This is a genomic window from Patescibacteria group bacterium (assembly GCA_024654625.1).
Taxonomy (GTDB): domain Bacteria; phylum Patescibacteriota; class Minisyncoccia.
This window is the reverse complement of sequence record JANLHB010000021.1, coordinates 24,835-44,051: the sequence shown is the minus strand read 5'-3', so window position 1 is coordinate 44,051 and position 19,217 is coordinate 24,835. Positions and strand designations below refer to the sequence as shown.

Annotated in this window: 19 protein-coding genes and 3 tRNA genes; 15 read left to right on the top strand and 7 right to left on the bottom strand. The window is 38.3% G+C overall.

The genetic code is table 11. The features are described from left to right. Positions 1–84: 84 nt before the first annotated feature. Positions 85–726 (bottom strand): hypothetical protein, encoded by a 642-nt coding sequence (locus NUV40_02490; GenBank protein ID MCR4342753.1) that lies wholly within the window; start codon positions 724–726, stop codon positions 85–87. 153 nt (positions 727–879) lie between these two features. On the opposite strand from NUV40_02490, the gene NUV40_02485 reads away from it, so the two are divergent. From NUV40_02485 to NUV40_02440, 10 genes are all read left to right on the top strand, one after another. Further along, entirely contained in the window at positions 880–1,656 is a 777-nt protein-coding gene (locus NUV40_02485) for a prepilin peptidase (protein MCR4342752.1), read from the top strand. Positions 1,657–1,676: 20 nt separating this feature from the next. Next, the gene (locus NUV40_02480) at positions 1,677–2,306 is read left to right on the top strand and encodes a type II secretion system GspH family protein (GenBank protein ID MCR4342751.1); all 630 of its coding nucleotides are present in this window, start codon (positions 1,677–1,679) and stop codon (positions 2,304–2,306) included. 3 nt (positions 2,307–2,309) lie between these two features. Then, positions 2,310–2,840: a type II secretion system GspH family protein gene (locus NUV40_02475; GenBank protein ID MCR4342750.1), complete on the top strand. Its 531-nt coding sequence runs from the start codon at positions 2,310–2,312 to the stop codon at positions 2,838–2,840. A 16-nt stretch (positions 2,841–2,856) separates the two neighbouring features. Further along, positions 2,857–3,414 carry a prepilin-type N-terminal cleavage/methylation domain-containing protein gene (locus NUV40_02470; protein MCR4342749.1) on the top strand — a complete coding sequence of 186 codons (558 nt, stop codon included), beginning with the start codon at positions 2,857–2,859 and terminating at the stop codon, positions 3,412–3,414. A 9-nt stretch (positions 3,415–3,423) separates the two neighbouring features. After that, entirely contained in the window at positions 3,424–3,915 is a 492-nt protein-coding gene (locus NUV40_02465) for a hypothetical protein (GenBank protein MCR4342748.1), read from the top strand. Positions 3,916–3,922: 7 nt separating this feature from the next. Continuing rightward, a complete protein-coding gene (ligA, locus tag NUV40_02460) occupies positions 3,923–5,980 on the top strand; it encodes an NAD-dependent DNA ligase LigA (GenBank protein MCR4342747.1) in 2,058 nt (685 codons plus the stop codon). Between the two features lie 17 nt (positions 5,981–5,997). Next, positions 5,998–6,501 carry a GatB/YqeY domain-containing protein gene (locus NUV40_02455; protein MCR4342746.1) on the top strand — a complete coding sequence of 168 codons (504 nt, stop codon included), beginning with the start codon at positions 5,998–6,000 and terminating at the stop codon, positions 6,499–6,501. 178 nt (positions 6,502–6,679) lie between these two features. Then, positions 6,680–6,750: transfer RNA gene (locus tag NUV40_02450), tRNA-Met, on the top strand. Positions 6,751–6,763: 13 nt separating this feature from the next. After that, positions 6,764–6,837, top strand: a tRNA-Met gene (locus NUV40_02445). A 35-nt stretch (positions 6,838–6,872) separates the two neighbouring features. Beyond that, positions 6,873–6,946 (top strand) — tRNA-Asp (locus tag NUV40_02440). Between the two features lie 221 nt (positions 6,947–7,167). Here the strand turns inward: NUV40_02440 and NUV40_02435 are convergent. The 5 genes from NUV40_02435 to NUV40_02415 all read right to left on the bottom strand — a co-directional run bounded on the left by NUV40_02435 (position 7,168) and on the right by NUV40_02415 (position 10,871). Further along, a complete protein-coding gene (locus tag NUV40_02435) occupies positions 7,168–7,728 on the bottom strand; it encodes a hypothetical protein (protein MCR4342745.1) in 561 nt (186 codons plus the stop codon). A 50-nt stretch (positions 7,729–7,778) separates the two neighbouring features. Next, complete coding sequence (gene gatA / locus NUV40_02430; protein MCR4342744.1) at positions 7,779–9,239, bottom strand: Asp-tRNA(Asn)/Glu-tRNA(Gln) amidotransferase subunit GatA; 1,461 nt, start codon at positions 9,237–9,239, stop codon at positions 7,779–7,781. Positions 9,240–9,258: 19 nt separating this feature from the next. After that, a complete protein-coding gene (gatC, locus tag NUV40_02425) occupies positions 9,259–9,546 on the bottom strand; it encodes an Asp-tRNA(Asn)/Glu-tRNA(Gln) amidotransferase subunit GatC (protein MCR4342743.1) in 288 nt (95 codons plus the stop codon). A 165-nt stretch (positions 9,547–9,711) separates the two neighbouring features. Beyond that, entirely contained in the window at positions 9,712–10,032 is a 321-nt protein-coding gene (locus tag NUV40_02420) for a hypothetical protein (GenBank protein ID MCR4342742.1), read from the bottom strand. 62 nt (positions 10,033–10,094) lie between these two features. Continuing rightward, the gene (locus NUV40_02415; protein MCR4342741.1) at positions 10,095–10,871 is read right to left on the bottom strand and encodes a hypothetical protein; all 777 of its coding nucleotides are present in this window, start codon (positions 10,869–10,871) and stop codon (positions 10,095–10,097) included. Between the two features lie 214 nt (positions 10,872–11,085). Between NUV40_02415 and NUV40_02410 the strand changes: the two genes are divergently transcribed. Beyond that, positions 11,086–11,520 (top strand): hypothetical protein, encoded by a 435-nt coding sequence (locus NUV40_02410; GenBank protein ID MCR4342740.1) that lies wholly within the window; start codon positions 11,086–11,088, stop codon positions 11,518–11,520. Positions 11,521–11,615: 95 nt separating this feature from the next. On the opposite strand, the gene NUV40_02405 is transcribed toward NUV40_02410, so the two are convergent. Beyond that, on the bottom strand, positions 11,616–13,277 hold the full coding sequence (locus NUV40_02405) for a UbiA family prenyltransferase (GenBank protein MCR4342739.1): 1,662 nt from the start codon (positions 13,275–13,277) through the stop codon (positions 11,616–11,618). 93 nt (positions 13,278–13,370) lie between these two features. Here NUV40_02405 and NUV40_02400 point away from each other — a divergent pair, with 93 nt between their 5' ends. The 4 genes from NUV40_02400 to NUV40_02385 are packed head-to-tail and all read left to right on the top strand — an operon-like array spanning position 13,371 to position 19,157. Beyond that, complete coding sequence (locus NUV40_02400) at positions 13,371–14,336, top strand: thrombospondin type 3 repeat-containing protein (GenBank protein ID MCR4342738.1); 966 nt, start codon at positions 13,371–13,373, stop codon at positions 14,334–14,336. 9 nt (positions 14,337–14,345) lie between these two features. Continuing rightward, positions 14,346–16,292 (top strand): chitobiase/beta-hexosaminidase C-terminal domain-containing protein, encoded by a 1,947-nt coding sequence (locus NUV40_02395; protein ID MCR4342737.1) that lies wholly within the window; start codon positions 14,346–14,348, stop codon positions 16,290–16,292. After that, entirely contained in the window at positions 16,282–18,342 is a 2,061-nt protein-coding gene (locus NUV40_02390) for a type IV secretion system protein (protein MCR4342736.1), read from the top strand. The genes NUV40_02395 and NUV40_02390 overlap by 11 nt, the downstream gene beginning before the upstream one ends. A gap of 17 nt (positions 18,343–18,359) precedes the next feature. Next, on the top strand, positions 18,360–19,157 hold the full coding sequence (locus tag NUV40_02385; protein ID MCR4342735.1) for a hypothetical protein: 798 nt from the start codon (positions 18,360–18,362) through the stop codon (positions 19,155–19,157). Positions 19,158–19,217: the final 60 nt, after the last annotated feature.

Here is a 19,217-nt window from a genome sequence, read left to right as displayed (position 1 = left end):
TAGTTTTACAACATAAATCCCGCCAAAAGCGGGATTTATGTTGTATGTATATATTAATTCTACGGACGTCGCACTTCCGTAGACTTAATTAAAATTAAAACTAGATAGCCAGTCTTCAAAGTCTTTTTTATATCTCTTTTCATTAGTGTCAAATATTTCATAAAAAAGTTTTTTGTTAGTTGTATCAGGAAAATTTTCTTTTCCTATTATATCTAAATAGCTTGACCAACGATATTTTTCTAAAAATTTAAGCGCCTTTTTAATGTCTTTAATACCGGTCTCTTTCCAGTTTGGTTGAAGTAAATTAAGAGGATTTGAATGAATATAAAAAGGCAGATGTAGTAAGTGCTCATCCTTTTCTATTGGGATTATTTTAGATCTTCCTTGAAATAAAACACCGCTTCTTTTATTTTCTTTATTAAAATATTTCGTATATCCTCCAAATATTTTTTTAGAAAAAAAGCTTGTACCCATATCAATTTTATTGATAGTTATCATGTGAGAATGATTAGGCATTAAGCACCAACAGAGAACATCAACTAACTCTTCTTCTACGGACGTCGCACTTCCGTAGTTATGAATACGGCGGTTGAAGTAAGAGGGAACATTTTTAATAGTATTAAAGTCTTTGATGTTGTGACTAAAACGAAGATAGTCTTTATCATGAAGGAAGATTTTTCTTTTTTCTACACCTCTATTTATGACATGAAATATATTATTTTCCATATCTTTATTCTACTACGGAAGTGCGACGTCCGTAAAGCACACCGTACGTAAAGTCACAAAGTCATAAGGTCACAAAGTTGATAGGTGCCCGTAAAATTGATAAGTAGAAATTTTATTCCGCTTTTGGCGGGATTTTATGTTAAAATATATTTTATGGAAACTTTAATTTATTTTTTTGTTTTTATTTTCGGCACTATTATAGGGAGTTTCCTAAATGTGGTGATTGCCCGTTACAATACTGGCGAATCAATGTTTAAGGGAAGGTCAAAATGTTTTTCTTGTGGTAAAACTCTTTTGTGGTACGAGCTTATCCCTGTATTTAGTTTTATCGCGCAGAATGGAAAGTGCAGGAAATGCGGTTCAAAAATTTCTGCTCAGTATCCTATCGTTGAAGTTTTAACAGGGGTCGTCTTTGCTCTTACTTGGTATACCATTACTTGGAGACTCGGTTTCCAATTTGAGGGTCAGATGGCATTCTTCGCTATATATTTCTGGGGAATTTTCAGCTTATTGATAGTGATCGCTGTTTATGATTTTTATCATCAGATAATCCCTGACGGCTTAGTTTATGCTTTTATTATTTTATCTTTTTTAAGCTTATTTATTTCACAAAGGACCGTCCTTTGGGATTTTATAGGTGGGATTATCTTTTTCTTATTTTTTGCTTTGTTCTGGTTTTTCTCAAAAGGTAAATGGATGGGGCTTGGCGATGCCAAGCTTTCACTTGGTATAGGGTGGCTCTTAGGTTTTTGGGTTGGGTTGGCATCAATAATACTTTCTTTCTGGATCGGGGCTGTTGTCGGATTATTTTTTATCTTCAGTAAAAGACTCGGGCTTAAGAGCAAGATTGCTTTTGGACCATTGCTCATTGCGGGGACATTTATAGGGTTTTTGTTCGGAGAAAGGTTGTTGGAGTTTGTGTTCTTTTAATGTAAAATTAGATAATAGATATGGTTTCTCATCTCCTTAATTTATTAAAAAAAAGATTGAAATCGCAAGGCAGGCAGACCATGCCTATCGGCAGGCAGGGGTTTACCCTTATTGAGCTTATCGTTTCTGTCGGTATTATGGTCATGGTAACAACTGTAATTTTGGCAAATTATACGACTTTCAATAAAAAGATAAAGCTTGAAGGAGTCACTCAAGAAATAGTTTCAATTATAAGAGAGGCTCAGGCTTATGGAATAAGCAACAAGATTATTTCAGGACCGGGATCGTCGGTGGCTTATGGTGTTCATTTTGATATGGCGCTTCCTGATACTGTTATTATTTTTTCAGATAGTAATGCTGACAATAATTATACAGTAGGAGAAGAAGAGGAGATTTTTAAAGTTCAATCTTCCGACAGAATAAAGCAGATATGCATAAATCAGAAAATAACCTCACCGTTTGCCTGTCCAGGCGCCGGAAGCGTGAATACGGCAGATGTTATTTATAAGCGTTCCAGTATATATGCGAATATAAATGATGACGATGCTATTTCTGATACGATGATATTGTTTAGGTCGGCGGGAGAGACTGCAAACGGTGTGAAGGTTATTGTCTGGAAAAGCGGGCAGGTTAGCGTTGAAGCTGAGTAAAATATGAATAATAAATTTAAAAAAATAAATAATAGTAAAAGCCTGCCTGCCGGCAGGCAGGGATTCACGATACTTGAGATGATAGTCGCAATAGCTGTCTTTACTGTTGTTATGACGATGGCGATGGAGTCCATTTTAAATATAAATGACGCGCAAAAAAAGATTGAATCATTTAGATCTGTTTCGGATAATTTAAATTTCGCCCTGGATGCAATGTCAAGAGAGATCAGGACAGGGGATAATTATTCTTCCACAGGAGATACATTCTCATTTATAAATGCGAGGCTTGAGAATATTACTTATCAATTATCTGGTAATCAGTTAATAAGGTCGGATGGGGTAAATGAATTTCCTCTGACAGATTCTAAAATTAGCATAGATTCTCTCGCCTTTGATTTAAGAGGCGAATCTTCAGGCGATAATTTTCAGCCTATAGTGAGGATTAATCTTTCCGCTTCTTCCGGTGTAAAAGAGAAAGAACAATCAAAGATTGAGTTGCAAGCTTCTGTATCTCAACTTGCGCCGGATTCCTAATTAAGAATTAAATATTATGAATAATAAATTAAAAAAAACAAATAGAGTAAAAGTGCGCTTGCCCGCTGGCGGGCAAGGGTTTACTTTGATTGAAACAATGGTTGCGCTTACTATCATTACTTTTGCCATACTGGGGCCGATATCTTTAGCTACTTATAGTATTAAGATGTCTACTTTGTCTAAGAATAATGTAATTGCGTCTTTTTTAGCTCAGGATGCTATGGAATATATTAAGAATTGGAGGGATAATAATTATTTAAATAGTGAAAATTGGCTTTTTAAACTTAATAGTTGTAACAATTCTGATTGTTATCTTGATACTACTATCCCTTGGGATGTTTCCGGTGCGGCAATAACAAATTGCGCCGGATCATGCCCACTTCTTAAATATGATGATACATTAAAAAAATATAATCATTCAACCGGTATTAATACTATTTTTATGCGAAAATTTACTCTAGAAAAAGATGTTTCTGATCGAGAAGCTAGAATTTCAATAACTGTATCGTGGGAGGATAAGTTTGGCAATCGCTCTTTTATATGGGAGGATCATATCTTTGATTGGCATCCATAATAAATGATTATGAATAATAAATTAAAAAATTTATCAAAGATTAATTTAAAGCGCCTGCTTACCGGCAGGCAGGGGTTTACTCTTCTTTTTTCTCTTCTTATTTTGACTATAATCTTGTCAGCTTCTTTGGGTATATATAATATAGTGGTTAGACAGTTTAAAATATCCCAGATCAGCCGAGAGTCAAGCAGGGCTTTTACCGCTTCTGATGCCGGTATAGAATGCGCTCTGTATTGGGATATAAAAAAGAAAGAATTTGATAAGCCAAATTATGATATTAATTGTCTCGGGTCGCCTATAAGCGGGTCTATGGTAGCTTCCACCACCACTTTTTATTTAGGTTTTAGTAATGGATCTTGCGCTCAAATTGAGGTATATAAAGATTCCCCGCCGAATACAAAGCTGATATCTTACGGTTATAATATCGGAAATGTCGGTTCAAGTTGTACAGCTGACCCAGGCAAATTACAGGTAGAACGCGTATTGCAAGCTAGTTATTAATTTTAAAATGTTTGAGAAAAAAATTGACGCGGAAGAAAGATACTCTAAAGCAAAAGAGCGGATAGAGAAGCTTAAAAAATTAATAAACCATCACAGGTATCTTTATCATGTGCTTGATAAGCAAGAGATAACTGAAGCGGCGCTTGATTCTCTAAAGCACGAGCTTTATGAGCTGGAGCAGTCTTTCCCTGATCTCATAACTACCGACTCTCCGACACAGAGAGTGGGAGGAAAACCGCTTGAAAAATTTAAGAAAATTCATCATAAGGTGACACAATGGTCTTTTAATGACGTGTTTAATGAAGACGAAATAAGGGAATTTGATAATCGAGTTAAGCGCCTGCTTGATAAAGAATTTGGTTACCCGATAGCCAAAGGACTTGAATATGTCTCGGAGCTTAAGATTGACGGTTTTAAAATTATCCTTACTTATGAGAGAGGGATATTAAAAACTGCGGCAACGCGTGGTGATGGAAAGGTGGGCGAGGATGTGACAGCTAACGTTAAGACCATAGAGTCGATTCCTCTTCATCTAAATAAAGATGTTGATTGCATTGTGGAAGGCGAGATCTGGATGGGAAAAGATGAATTTGAAAATCTTAATAAGGAAAGGGGAAGGAAGGGGGAACAGTTGTTTGCCAACCCGCGAAATGCCGCCGCCGGCTCTATTCGCCAGCTTGACCCGAAGATTGCTTCTTCGCGCAAACTTGATAGCTTTATATACGATCTGGCTTGGTTAGACTACGGACATGCGACGTCCGTAGGGATTGAGGTTCCAGAGACTCAGATTGAAGAGCTTAGCTTTCTTAAAGAGTTAGGATTTAAAGTAAATCCGCATTTTAAATTATGTAAAAATATTGAAGAGGTTGTAGATTTTTGGCGTGTTTGGCAAAAGAAAAAAGATAAGACAAAGTATTGGATTGACGGCGTTGTTGTTAAATTAAACAATTCAGAGTGGCAGGAACGACTGGGTTATACAGGTAAGGCCCCTCGTTTTGCCGTCGCTTTGAAGTTTCCGGCTGAGCAGGCAACGACAGTTGTAGAAGATATTGATGTGCAAGTTGGGAGGACTGGCGCCTTGACTCCGGTTGCCCACTTAAGGCCGGTGACTATTGCCGGTTCTGTAGTATCAAGAGCCACGCTTCATAATGAGGATGAGATAAAAAGACTTGATGTTCGTATTGGTGATACTGTTATTTTGCAGAAGGCGGGAGACATTATCCCTGATATAGTGAGCGTTATAAAAGAGATGAGGACAGGGAAAGAGAAGCTATTTAAAATGCCAAATGTCTGTCCTATCTGCAAGTCGAAAGTAGTATTTTTAAAAGATAGCCCTATCGCAAAATGCCATAACAAGAAATGCGCTACGCGCCACAGAAGGGGCCTTTATTATTTTGCTTCTAAGAAGGCGTTTGATATAGAGGGACTTGGTCCTAAGATAATAGATGCCCTTTTAGATAATAATTTGGTACAGGATGCGGCTGATTTTTTTGATCTAAAAGAGGGAGATATAACGCCATTAGAACGCTTTGCTGAAAAGTCGGCAAAGAACCTCATTAAAGCGATAAATTCCCGCAGGGAAATAGATTTCTCAAGATTTATAATTTCTCTAGGAATAGAGAATGTGGGAGAAAGCACTGCCGAAGATTTAGCCGAGAGTTTTCATACTATTGAAAATTTAGAAAAGGCTTCTATTCAAGAATTGGAAAAAGTTTCTGATGTTGGGCCTATTGTGGCAAGAAGCATATATGATTGGTTTAGAGATAATGATAATAAAAGATTTTTAAAGAAGCTCCTCCCTCGAGTGATGATCAAAAAACAGACTCAAGTAAAAGGAGCCAAACTTAAAAAGCTTAAGTTTGTGTTGACGGGCTCTCTTAGTAAGATGAGTCGGGATGAAGCGAAGAAGATGATTAAACAGCTGGGGGGAGAAGTGTCAGAGTCAGTCTCTAAGAATACCGATTTTGTCGTCTATGGTAGCGACCCTGGCTCAAAATATGACAAGGCTAAGAAGATTGGCGTGAAGACTATAAATGAAGAGGAATTTCTGGAAATTTTAGGATAATATGTTAATATTTAGTTATGATACTAAAAGAAAAAATACAGCAAGATTTCAAAGAAGCTTTTAAAAATAAAGAAGATGTAAAGATTTCTACTTTTAAAATTCTCCAGTCTGAAATAAGAAACGCCGAGATAGCAAAAAAGACAAAAATGGCAAAAGAAGGAGTGACGGAAGATATTGATTCAAAGAGCCAATTAGATGACGAAGAGGTTGTGCAAGTGATAAGCAAAGAGGCTAAGAAGCGCAAGGATGCGATGGAGATATATAAGAAAGAAGGACGAAATGAATTATTTGAGAGGGAAGAAAGCGAACTTGCTGTCTTGGTTAGTTATTTGCCGGAACAACTTTCGGAAGATGAGATTAGAAAGATAGTGGAAGAGTCTGTGAGGGACTCGGGCGCTACCGGTCCGCAAGATATGGGTAAGATAATGAAAGTTTTGATGCCTAAGGTTAAAGGGAAGGCTGACGGTAATCTTGTGAACAGTATAGTGAAGGAAGTGATGATTAAGTACTTCGTGGCTTGATAAATATCTAAAGTTGTTTATACTGCTTAATGTAGAAAAATCAATGATATTTTGGTTTTTTCTGTTTTATTTGTGTATATCGCGGGGTGGAGAAGTAGTATCTCGCGGATGGATTATCAGACTCATAACCTTGGAGGTTATGTAAAAGATGAACAACATAGTTAGTTTGTATATATATCGCGGGGTGGAGAAGTAGTATCTCGGGAGGCTCATAACCTCCAGCCGACGGTGCAATTCCGTCCCCCGCAACAAGGTAAGTAACGTCGGCGTAGCTCAGTTGGTTAGAGCACAGCACTCATAAAGCTGAGGTCGGAGGTTCGATCCCCCCCGCCGACATATTGAACAAGGTGTTCAATAATTATGAATATTATGCAGTCGTAGCTCAACTGGTTAGAGCACCCGCCTGTCACGCGGGAGGTTGCGGGTTCGAGTCCCGTCGACTGCGCAGTGAACGAAGTGAACAAGCAGTCGAAATAAGCAAACTGCTTTGCTTATGTCGGGACGAGAAAGGATTTTTCTTATCGAAGAGCCGGAGGCTATGAGATGAAAAATCACCTGGCTATGTAATAGCCGAGTCCCGTCGACTGCGCAAACAAATCGCCTTCAGGCGATTTTTGTGTAAATAGAAGCTAAACAAATGTGAAGCACCGAGTGCTTCACATTTTGTTATATAAATTTAAATTCTTTAAATATCTTTTCATAGAGGTTTATCACTCTCGTCGTCTCCTCTCTTGTGATATGGAATTTCATCCCCTCGTGAGCTATTCTGTTTCTTATCTTATGAGCTTCCCAGGCGTTTTGGAGATTATTAAAATCAGACGGTTCAATATTTTTAAGCCGTTCGCCTAAGTTTTCTCCAGTGACGCCAATCGCTTTTATAATCTCGTCTAATATATTGTCAGCTTCCATTATAGCCATCCTCCATTCAACTTCATTTGAGCTTCCCAAGTGCTTGAGTATAGCGCTCCATCTATTGTGCCGTTCTTCAGGGGAAACCTCTTTAGGTATTATATCCTTGATTTCTTCCACTTCTTTTCTTTTGAGCTGGATGATTCTTATTAAGGTATATATTATGCCAATACCTGCAATAATAGATAGTATAATTGACATTCTTTTTATGGAAGGGAAATTGAATGTCTCAAAAAAAGCGGCCAGCAATTCATATATTTTATATAAAAGTTCTATTATTTTTTTGTAGAAGTATTCAATATTTATCCAAGGCTTCATGATTTGTAATTTATTTAATTATATGATGAGTATCATCTAGTGGCTAGTGGTTAATCCCTATTGGCTAGATTTGCATTTTCAACTTGTTTTCCAAGTGTAAACAATATATCTTCTCTGAAGTGAGGGGCTATTATCTGAAGGCCAAGCGGGAGTCTGACACTATCTCTCTCTGCATGTCCGGCGGGAATAGATATAGCCGGCACTCCGGCTAAATTAGCCGATACTGTAAAAATATCTTCCAGATACATTTTCATCGGGTCGTCGGTTTTCTCTCCAAGCTTAAAAGCTGGTTCGGTGGTTGTCGGCAGTATTATAGCGTCAACGCCGTCTTGCGATGGGTCAAAAGCATTTTCAAAATCTTTTCTAATCAGATTGCGGACCTCTTGAGCTTTTGAGTAATAGGCGTCGTAGTATCCTGAAGAGAGCACATATGTGCCGATCATTATTCGGCGTTTTGTTTCTTTGCCGAAGCCAGCACCTCGCGTCTTTAGATAATCGTCTAGCAGATTATCGCCTTCTTCTAGTAGGCCGTATTTTACCCCATCAAGTCTGGCTAAATTTGAAGAGACTTCTGCCGGCATAATAATATAGTAACAAGGGAGGGAATATTTAAGGTAGGGCAGGGTCACTTCTGTTATTTCATGGCCATTTTTTTTGAAAACTTCTATAGAACTCTCTATCATAGTATTTATCTCCGGAGCGACGCCGTTTTTGTCATAACCCAGGACTCCAATCTTTAACTTCTTACCGCCTGCCTCCGACTTGGACACGGCGTGTCCAAGTGAAGTGGTGGCATCAAGTGTGTCTTCTCCTTTTATTATATTAAAAATTATTTCTGCGTCTTCTGTTGTCTTTGCGATAGGTCCTATCTGGTCTAAGGAAGAGGCCATGGCGATGAGCCCGCTCCTTGAGACTCTGCCGTATGTCGGCTTGAGCCCCACCCCTCCGCAGAAGCTTGCCGGCTGGCGGATAGATCCTCCGGTATCAGACCCAAGAGAGGCGAGTGCCATATCGGCGGCTACCGCCGCCGCTGAACCGCCGGATGAACCGCCGGGGACGCGAGTCGGGTCATGAGGATTTTTCGTCGGACCGAAGGCGGAATTCTCCGTAGAGCTCCCCATGGCAAACTCATCCATATTTACGGTGCCGAGGAAGACGGCGCCTGCTTCGCGAAGTTTCGTTATGACGGTGGCATCATAAGTCGCTTTATAATCTTCAAGAATCTTCGAAGAAGCGGAAGCCACTTTCCCTTTGATGAGCATATTGTCCTTGATAGCAAGAGGAACTCCGGCCAAAGGGCCCATCTCTTTCCCGCTCTTTATATCTTCGTCAATTTTCCTAGCTTGATCTTCTGCGTCAGCAAAAACTCTAAGGTAAGCGTTTATCTCACCATTTTTTTCTTTGATATTGTTTAAGTAATACTGAGTTAGCTCTAGCGCCGTGATGTCGCCATTTTTTATAGCTTCAGTCGCTTTTTTGATTGTCAGATTTTTAAAAAATTCTTTATCCATAATCTTTAGTCTTAGGAGGTTATTCAAATATTTTCTTAACCTTCACAAATCCTTTTTCACTCCTTGGCGCTCCTTCCAATAGCTCTCTGCTGTAAATTCCTGTTTCGTGCGGATTTATATCTTCCCTCAGCTTATTCACATTCTCTAATTTTTTTATGATTTCTTTCTCTGCACTAGGAGCTTCTTTTAGTTCAGAAACATAGTCAAGAATAGACCCAATCTCTTTTTGAAACTGTTCTTTTTCTCTATCAGTGATTTCTATCCTTGCCAATTTGGCTAATTTTTCTACTTCTTCTATCTTTATCATTAGTTAGATATTATCATTATTTTTCTTCTTTTGCGAGATTGCCTGCGTAAAGCTACGGAAGTGCGACATCCGTAGACATCCGTAGACAATTACTTATTTTGCGAGGGATTTCCAGTGAGCTAAAAAAATGCCTCGTTTTGCTTTCAGCAAAACGAGGCATTGGGTTTAGTCTTTAAACTCTCTTTCCTCACTAGGTGGGTCTTTGGTAAAGAGACCCCACTTGTGGATATCCCGACCCATTTTGTATTTGCTGCGTCTTTTTTCTTCGGTCATCTTTGGCTCAGGCGGGGTTATCCACAAATACAGGTAGGCATTTGGACAGGTAGGATATGGGCTGCATTTATAATAACCCATCCACTTGTCGCCATAATACCAATCCTTGTAGGGTGTTTCCGGAGGATTATACTCTTCCGGAGTTTTGATTTCAGCGCATCCCTCAAGGACTAAAAGGAGGCCTACTGCGAACGCGAAGATTATATTTTTCATATAGTCCTCCTTCGTAGAGAGCAGTGTGCAATCCGCCACGGCGGATTGCACACTGCTGTGTTTTACAACCGCTCCTTCCAGCCGATCCACGTATTGCCGACCCGCGTATCCACCGGGTCGTCGTCCATATAGATATGACGGCTTGTCGGGTAGCCTCTCGCTGACTTGAAAATGCTTTTTCCTGTGTAGGAAAAGACTTCAAGTCGGTAAGAAGCCCTTGGGAGTTTTATGAAGAGAATGTTAATCCTCTCATAAGCACTCCCTCTGTCTTTACGGCCGTAGGTGTCAAACTTCACCTCCTGGATCTTGCCGTGAGAGAGTCTTAAGCGTAAAGTTACGCTCTGGACAAAGGGGCTCTCAAAGTGGATTGACTCCAATCCGTCCACGGTGATCCACCGCGGAGTTTTGATCTCGTCCCACTTGCCGGTCTCTTCGTTCCATATTTTTACCCAACCCGGGGTTTGCACTTCTGCCGGACCGCGGTAGAGGATATATCCATTTCCTCCGGAAGAGGAAATGGAGCGAACATAGATATCTACGTCCTTGCTTACCCCGCGATCCTCGTTGGATATTGCTCCTATACCGGGGTCATCGTTCCTGATGGTGAAGCCTCCGGGTGTAGTCTGGAGTGATCCGTTCATATGGAGGTCTGCCAGTGTGCTTAAGACCGATCCGGGCCCGCCAGTCGCCGAGAGCTCGGTTCGTCCGCCAGTCGCTTCTATAGCAGAGCAACCGGAGAGGGCGAGTATTATAAAAAAAATCCCTAATACTCCCTCTAAGATGAGTATTAATCCAACAGCAACGCTGTTGTTGATTTTTTCAGCCGCTGTTCTTCTCATTGTGTCCTCCTGTTATTGATAGGATTTGAATAATTGTTAGAGAGCAGTTTTATATGTCTTAGATGTCTATATAAATTATACTCTATTTATCAAAAAAGTCAATATCACGCGGGCTTGACAATAACTAAATATACTTTAGTATCTAATATAGATTTAAAATTTTTTAAGAGATACATACACCTCAAACCGCTAAAATAAAGGGGGGCAAGCGAAGATGAAGAACACAAAAAATGGGATCGTCTCATTGGCAGCAATGGCAGTATTAATATTCTCAATATTAATCGTGGCCACAGGGTGCGTCACGACAACAACGACGACCGAGCGCAATTTCTTGCGCTACGAGAACAATGACCGCGCCAAAGTATTCCAGGCTTCAATGCAGGCGTTAAATGATATCGGCTTTTCTGTGATATCAAGCGATAGCAACGGAGGGGTAATCATTGCGGAAAGATCCGCTTTCGCTGTCGGCATGGGGGTCTATCGCTTCAATATTTTCGTGAATCGTTCTTCCTCCGGCAGTATTGAAGTAGAGGTTTCATTTATCTCTCCGTCGATGTCGCTCGGGAAGATTGATTATATCGGGAATTTCATAAAAGCATTAAAAGAGAGAACCCCCGATGTCGTTTTAGTAACGACGAAAAAGCAGTAATAAAGAAACAGTCATAATCCCCCGTAAGGTTTTACCTTACGGGGGATTTTTAATTAGGAAATGTATAAATGTTTAGTCCGCATGCATTTGACAGATCAGATCCTTTGAGAAAATAAATAAAATTCCACAGCAAAAGATATTATAAATAAATATATGGCAAAGAATATATATTTTTCTTTATAGTTTTTTTTGTTTATGAGTAAAAATATGATAAATCCAAAGATAAAAGCAGTTAATAATGTATATAGATTAAATAGGAATCCAAAGATAATTAAAAAAGGTGAAATCCATGCCAATAAACCTACTATAAATTTTCCTCTATTTTCTCCAATCAATACCGGCAGAGTATTTATTTTTGCTTCACGATCTCCTTTTATATCTTTTATATTTTTGAAATTTTCAAGCAGTAAGAAAAACCCAAAAATACTAAAAGAGTATTTCAGCGGGAAATCCAATAATTTTTCCGTGCCTGAGCTGAAGAAGAAACCGATCCATACGGAAATCAAGGTAAGCAAGCCTATTAAGAATGATGATAATATCGGTATTTTTTTTAACCTGAGTGGCGGGGCAGAATAGATATGATAGATAAATATGAATGCTAGTATAAAGATAAATGTATAATAGCTTGATAGTATACTGAAACATAATGACAGTATTAAAAAAAGATATTTTATATCGCGCCATTCTTTTATGGAGAATTTTTCTTTAGGTAACGGTCTTTCTTTATTTGAAATTTTATCAATTTCTATATCAATTTCATCATTTTCCCATATGGAGAATAAACCGGCAAAAAGTATGGCAAGATACATTGAAAAGAGGGCGGTAATATCAAACAGGGAATTGATAGGATTTCCCCTGTTATATATGTTTCCTAAAAGTATGCCGATTAAGACGAGCGAGAAGTATAATATTAATCTTAAGTATCTAAAATTTTTAAAAATTGCTTCGGCCTTTTCTCTGTCATATAAGATAACCCAGATGGATAATAAAAATAAGTTTATTATCCAAAGTATTGGAGCGAGTATTAAGTAGAAATGGATGTTTATTCTTTGGCTTGCTTCAGTTTTCTCTAAATTATCACTTAAAATGATAGTTTTATTTTTTGTATTGGACTTTAATATATCACGAGCAAAATAAAAATCTGTTTCATTTGACCGATTGACTTCGGTGTAATCTTTAAAAATTAAATTATACCCCGCAAAGATGTAAGTCGGTATTGCTCCATAAAATGAAAAGATAGTGTAGATCAGAATGATTCCCAAAAATGTTTTTTTCCAGCTCATTGTTTTTGACAGGATGTAACTCCCCGAAAGTATAAATAAAACTAAAATAGCAACTTTCATTCCAGTGCTTATCATCAGGCCTGTTCTTGAGAAGAAGGTGGTATAAAAATATAGAAGTTCGGTAAAAGTCCCCTGGACAAATACATAGTAAGATGACAACGGACCTTTTATGGCAAAATCAATAATTGGCGGTATAAAGATAAGAGGTGATATTATTATTCCGAATTTGCTTATTTTTTCAATTTTTTCTTTTGTTATCAGTTTTAATATGATAAAAAGCGTTAGGAAGGCGCAATAAAACCAAAATGGCTGGACAAATAAGATCGCAAATAAGCTTGCAATTGATCCATCAAGGGCAATATTAGTGAAAGTTTCTATAATGGTCCTTAAGATGAAGATTATATATAAAGTAATAATGCCTTGCCAGAAGGACATCGGCATATTTTCGATTTTTTGTATGAGGTTTTTTATCATTATATGTAATATATCTTAGTCTGTGTTTTTTATCCACAAAACTATAGTAATTTATTATATTCTTAGGCTTTAAGGTGTTATAATAAAAGCAGATTGAAAAGTGTATTACCAAATAAAAAAAATGTTATATTAGCCATTTTTGCCTTGTTGGTTTTAACAATAGGGTTTTTTGCTTTAGGGTATGGTGATAAGTATTTATATAAAGACAACCTGCCTAAAGAAGACGATAGTATCAGCATGGTGAACCAAGCGATGGACTCTCTAAACAAAGATTCTGACAACGACGGGCTTAAGGACTGGGAAGAGGCTCTTTGGAAAACAGATATTGATAATCCTGATACTGACGGAGATGGGGCTTTAGATGGTGATGAAGTAAATCAGGGTCGGGACCCACTCAAGCCCGGACCAGACGATAAGCTGGAAGAGAAGATTAGCACTTCTCTGAGTCAGGGTGGAGTGGGGGTGGTTAGTAACCCCACTAGTTCTTCTGTGAATCTTACAGATTTACTTTCAAAGAATCTAAGTCTTCAAGCGGGGAATGGGATTAGTCCATTAAGCGCCGATAATCAGGATATTCTGGATAAGGCAAATAGCAGTACGGAAGCGTTGTTGAAAGATTTTATCGCAAGCTTTAGTCCCGTGTTGTCCGAAAATGAGTTTAATGTATCTAGCGATAATAGTAAAACAGCGATTGAAAAGTATAATAAAGAATTAGAGCAGATTTTTTATGACATCCCGTATCCTAAAAAGACAGAAGGGGAAGTTTTTATAGAGGTGGCAAAGACTAATAATATTTCTTTAGTTGATCCATACATAGATTATTATAAAAAAATGATTATAAGAATGAAGCGGATTACAGTCCCTTCAAGTTTTGTAGAAGATCATAAGCGCTGGGTGGAGTATTCGGTGGCATCTTTGCGTGTAAGTGAAAATATGAAAGAGGTTAAGAGGGATCCCCTTAAGACAATAATTGCTATACAGGAGAATGAAAGGATTAAAAATGAGTTCGCTGTCTTTATTGCCGGATTTGGAAATAGAATAAGTGATTTAATCAAATAATATTATCAAATGAGATTCTCCAAGGATAAAAATTTAATAATAAAAAAATATATAACAGGTTTTTTATTGGCACTGACTGTCATATCGTCTTCAGCTTATGTAATTCGACCGCGTCCGGCTGAAGCTTTTGTATGTGGTAATTGCTCACAGCTCTGGAATGATTTTATCAGTAATGCTACAGATATTAATTATTATGTAACGATTGTCAAAGATAATATTACAAAAACCGTTTGGGCGATTTTTAGAAAAAAGATGATTGATTATATGACGGACGAGCTTGTAAAATGGGTGCAAGGAGGAGGAAATCCTAAGTTTGTGACAGATTTTAATGGATTTTTAGCTGAGGTAGCAGATGAAGCCGGCGGGCAGATATTAGAAGAAATGACAAACGAAGAGTTTATGAGGGGTCTTTGTCAGCCGGACTGGGCTATTAGGATAAGGATAGGGCTTCAGAAGCCTAAAAAGTTTAGCACTAAAGCAAGATGCACCTTAAGCGATATAGGAGTGAATTTTAACGATTTTATGGATAATTTCAATAATGGAGGATGGAAGGGTTGGCTCAGTGTCTCGGAATCCCAAAATAATCCTTATGGTCTTTATACGATGACTTTGAATGAAAAGCTTGAGGCTGAAGCTAAAGCAAAATTAGCACTGGAGACTGAGGTAAAAACAGGTTATGGATTTTTAAGTGATAAAGTATGTAAGGAAATAACTGTTAATGGCGTTAAGTCTCCGGGTAACTGGAAAATGGAAGATGTCCCATCGTACGCATCCTGCTCTAAGGTGGAAGTGCGCACTCCTGGTAAGATGGTTTCAGATGCAATGAATTACGGCGCTTTCAAGGACATTGATTGGCTTATCAGTAGTGATGAGTGGCAGAATATTGTCGTGGCAGTAACGGATGCAGCTATAAATAGACTAACCAAAGAAGGAGTTATGGCTTTAAAGTCCGGGGATAAAGTTTCAGGCGGTCCTGGTCAACCTGACGTTAATAGTTATATGGACATTACTCCTCCTGTGTCCACTGCTTCAGTTTTTGATCCATGGCATATCAGTCTAAAGGCCAATGAAGCGCTCACGGGTATCTACTATACTCTTGACGGTTCTGATCCGACGACATTTTCTACGAAATACAGCAGTCCTATCAGTATTGTAAGCTCAACTAACTTAAACGCGCCTCTAAGTCCGCTTAAATGGTTTGCTATTGATAAGGCTTTCAATGAAGAAAATATAAGGACGCTTGAAGTCTCGTCTCCCTTCAGTGTCCCCGGCAGATACGTTCCATCTACTGTTGAGGTGGCAGTCAATCCTACAAGTGTAACACTTCTTTCTAATGAGCCGGCGATAATTTACTATACGATAGACGGCACTGAACCGGATACTTTCTCGCAGAAATTTATAAAACAGATTGATCTTAATACAAATGAATCTACTACTATTAGATGGTTTGCGGTTGATCAGGGCGGCAATAGGGAAGCGACCCATACTCTCTCTACTCAGCCGTTGTTTCCAAACAATGAATTGCCTTATATCGTAGATTTAGTCACTCCGACTCCGGCTATAAACGCCCCGGCTTCAGCTTCGATCAACAGTCAGTTTACGCTAGACCCTTCTTCTTCGGCAGACATAGACCGCACTCCTCAGATTGCTATGTATGAATGGGATTTTGATAACGACGGCGTGTATGACTGGAAGACTGTTGATTACAACAGAGACGGTATATTTGACGAACAAGGTTGCCGAATGGGCATAAATTGCAGCACCGGTTTGTCTATTGTCATAGATGGATCAGAGACAGGAATAGGAAATGGTTTTAGGGGTATGAGCGCTTCTTCTGGTGCGACACCGGGGACGGTAAGTGTCAGCTATTCCTCCGGTCAGAAGACTATTAGTTTAAGAGTTACTGATAATGAAGGTTTACAAGCTAAGACGAGTGTTACGATAAATGTCAATTAAAGTAAAAATCAGAAAATTTTTGCCACTGGCTTTAGTTTTAGTGTTTTTTGCTGTTGTATTTTTTTCTCCTTTAGGAGCGTATAATGCTGAAGCTGCTAATCCAATAACATCGCCTGGTGAGTGGATTGGCGGTAAACTCATGGAGTTGCTTGTTAATATAGCAAATATAATTATGTGGATGGCAAGCTTGGTTGTATGGGTTGCCGGATTATTTTTTGATTTAACTTTGAAGATATCAATCATTGATTTTCACAGTTATGCGAATATGGCAGGCATAACGACAGGGTGGACTATAGCTCGTGATACCATTAATATATTTTTCATTTTCATTCTTCTTTATATAGCTATAGCTACAATTTTACAGATTGCAGGCTATGGTATAAAGGATCTTTTAGTGAAAGTTATAATCATAGCTCTTCTTGTTAATTTTAGCGGTGTCGTTACAAAGGTGGTTATAGATGCTTCTAATGTTGTCGCTGTTGAATTTTACAGCAAGATTACTGCGGAAGCGGGTATTTCTTCTGTTTTGATGCAGGGGCTTAAGCTTCAAACAGTATATAAATCTTATGACAAGCCTGATATAGCCGCAGACCCCACCGCTTTGGGTGTCCCCGGAGGCGAGCAAATGTCCATGGGTGGAGTAATAATAGGCGCGCTTGGAGGAACGCTTCTTATGTTAGTTACTTCTTTTGTCTTGTTTGCCGCCGGAATACTTTTCTCAATCAGGACTATTACTCTTTTATTTTTAATAATACTGGCGCCACTTGCTTTTGCGGGTATGATTTTGCCTGCCACAAGCTCTCATTCAAAAAAATGGTGGTCAACTCTTTTCTCTCAATCGTTTTTTGCTCCGGCTTATATGTTTATGATATATATAGTGGTCAAGATGATAAGTGAAAACAATCTGGCGACAGCGATTGGCATGAAAGAAGGCGCTGGTGTTATGGACTTTATGTTTAAGGGGTCTATAAATACATTGGTTTATTTTATAATTCTTATCGGTTTGATGATCGGATCACTCATTGTGGCAAGCAAGATGGGCGCCGTCGGCTCAAGCACTATGATGAAATGGGGCACCACTGCTCGCAAATGGGGACAAGGTAAAGCTGGAAAGATTGCTTTAAGTTCTGCAAGACGCGCTACAGGTGGTATCGCAGAAAATATTGCAACTGGTAAAGGAAAAATTAGTCAAACTTTAAATAAAATACCAGGTGTTGCTTATGGCTCGGCAAGTATAGTTGCCGCTAATAGAGCAAAGATTCAAGAGATACAAAAGAAATATGAGAAATTTACTGACAAGGAATTAAAAGAAATGACTCCTCGATTGATGCCATTTAACAGGACAGCTGTTTTAAATGAACTTGCTAAACGAGGAAATCTTAAAGTTGAAGATAAAGATGAAAAAGGAGATAAAAAGGATACAAACTTCACTCAAGAAAGAATTGAGCAAGGCAAGAAGATTATGAATAAGTATGGTATGTCTACTAAAGAGGTTAATAAAGTAAGACCTGATCTGGCTACAACTGGCAATATGGATGAAAAATACAAGGAGGTTGATGAAGGTGTTGTTAAGTCTATAAAAGCTATTAAACCGGCTGATTTGGAGAAGATGGATGACTCAGTCGTCGAGAAGATTTTCACAGATGAAAAGATGAAGGTAGTCGCTCTGGAGAATTTATCAATGGCACATCTTGAAAATATTAATAAGAAAGTTAGGGATAAAATTTTTGGTAACAAGGAGAACATAGACTTGATGATAAAGAATTTTAGCGCTGCGGATGTTAAGAAATTGGCTGATATGGGTGGAGATGTCGCAGATGCTTTCTTTGAACAAATTGCCGGGCTTAGTGATACAAAAGATATCAATGAGATTATCGAGAAACTTAGTGATAAGAAAGGAATAAATAATAAATCAATTGCCGCTTGGCTTACAAGTGGTCCGGCTGCCAAATCCATAATGAAAGAGTATGGTGCTAAAGAAGAGCTTGAGGATAAATCACAAACAATAGGAGATAAAATAGATAAAAATAAAGAAGAGTATGAAGGTTAAAAGATTAAGATAATAATATGAGTAATAATCAATATAATAGTAAATTAATGGATAAGTATAAAGATCTTCCCGGTGATGTTAGAGAAGCGATTTTTTCTGTCGATTCTACTGAAATTATCCAAGATATATCTAAGAAGAATAATTTGACTATTGATAAGATGAGCGAACTGGCTGATGAGATTGGTCTTTTGATGATCGGCGTTACTGAGCCGAAAGATTTTATGCCAAACATTAGTCGGCGCTTGGGTGTGGATAAAAAGACCGCTCATGATATCACTGCTGAAGTTAACGATAGGATATTTTCTAAGATTAGAGAGTCACTCAAAAGGATTCACAATATAAAAGACGAAGAAGATAGTGAGAAAGATACTGCAGAATCGCTAAAACAGGAAACCGTAAGAGAGCCAGAACCTGCTAAAACATTAAGCAAGGAAGATATATTGAAAGAGATAGAGTCACCTGAATCTATTCCTATGCCACAAGTCTTTAGTGACGCTAAAGTAAATGAAAGCACTAGTAATGCTCAAACACTAAAGCAAGAAACTGTTTCTGTTGAAGGAGAGGGAAAAGAGATACCTATTCCTTCTATGCCATCCACACTGCCTGTTGTTATGGAAGAAAAAGAGGAATCAATAGTTGTAGCGAAAGAAGATTTACCTAAAGAATATGTAAAAAGCGGCGGAGTTCCTTTCCCGCCAAAACCGCAGATATCAAGAAGACCGCCGGAGGTTTCAGAGCATGATGGCGATAAGCCGTTGGGCCCAGGTGGAGACAAATATCCTGAAGGCGATCCATATAGAGAGCCAGTGAAATAAATGTAAATTGCAAAAATCAAAAATCAAAATTATTTTTAAATTTTACATTGTCATTTTCCA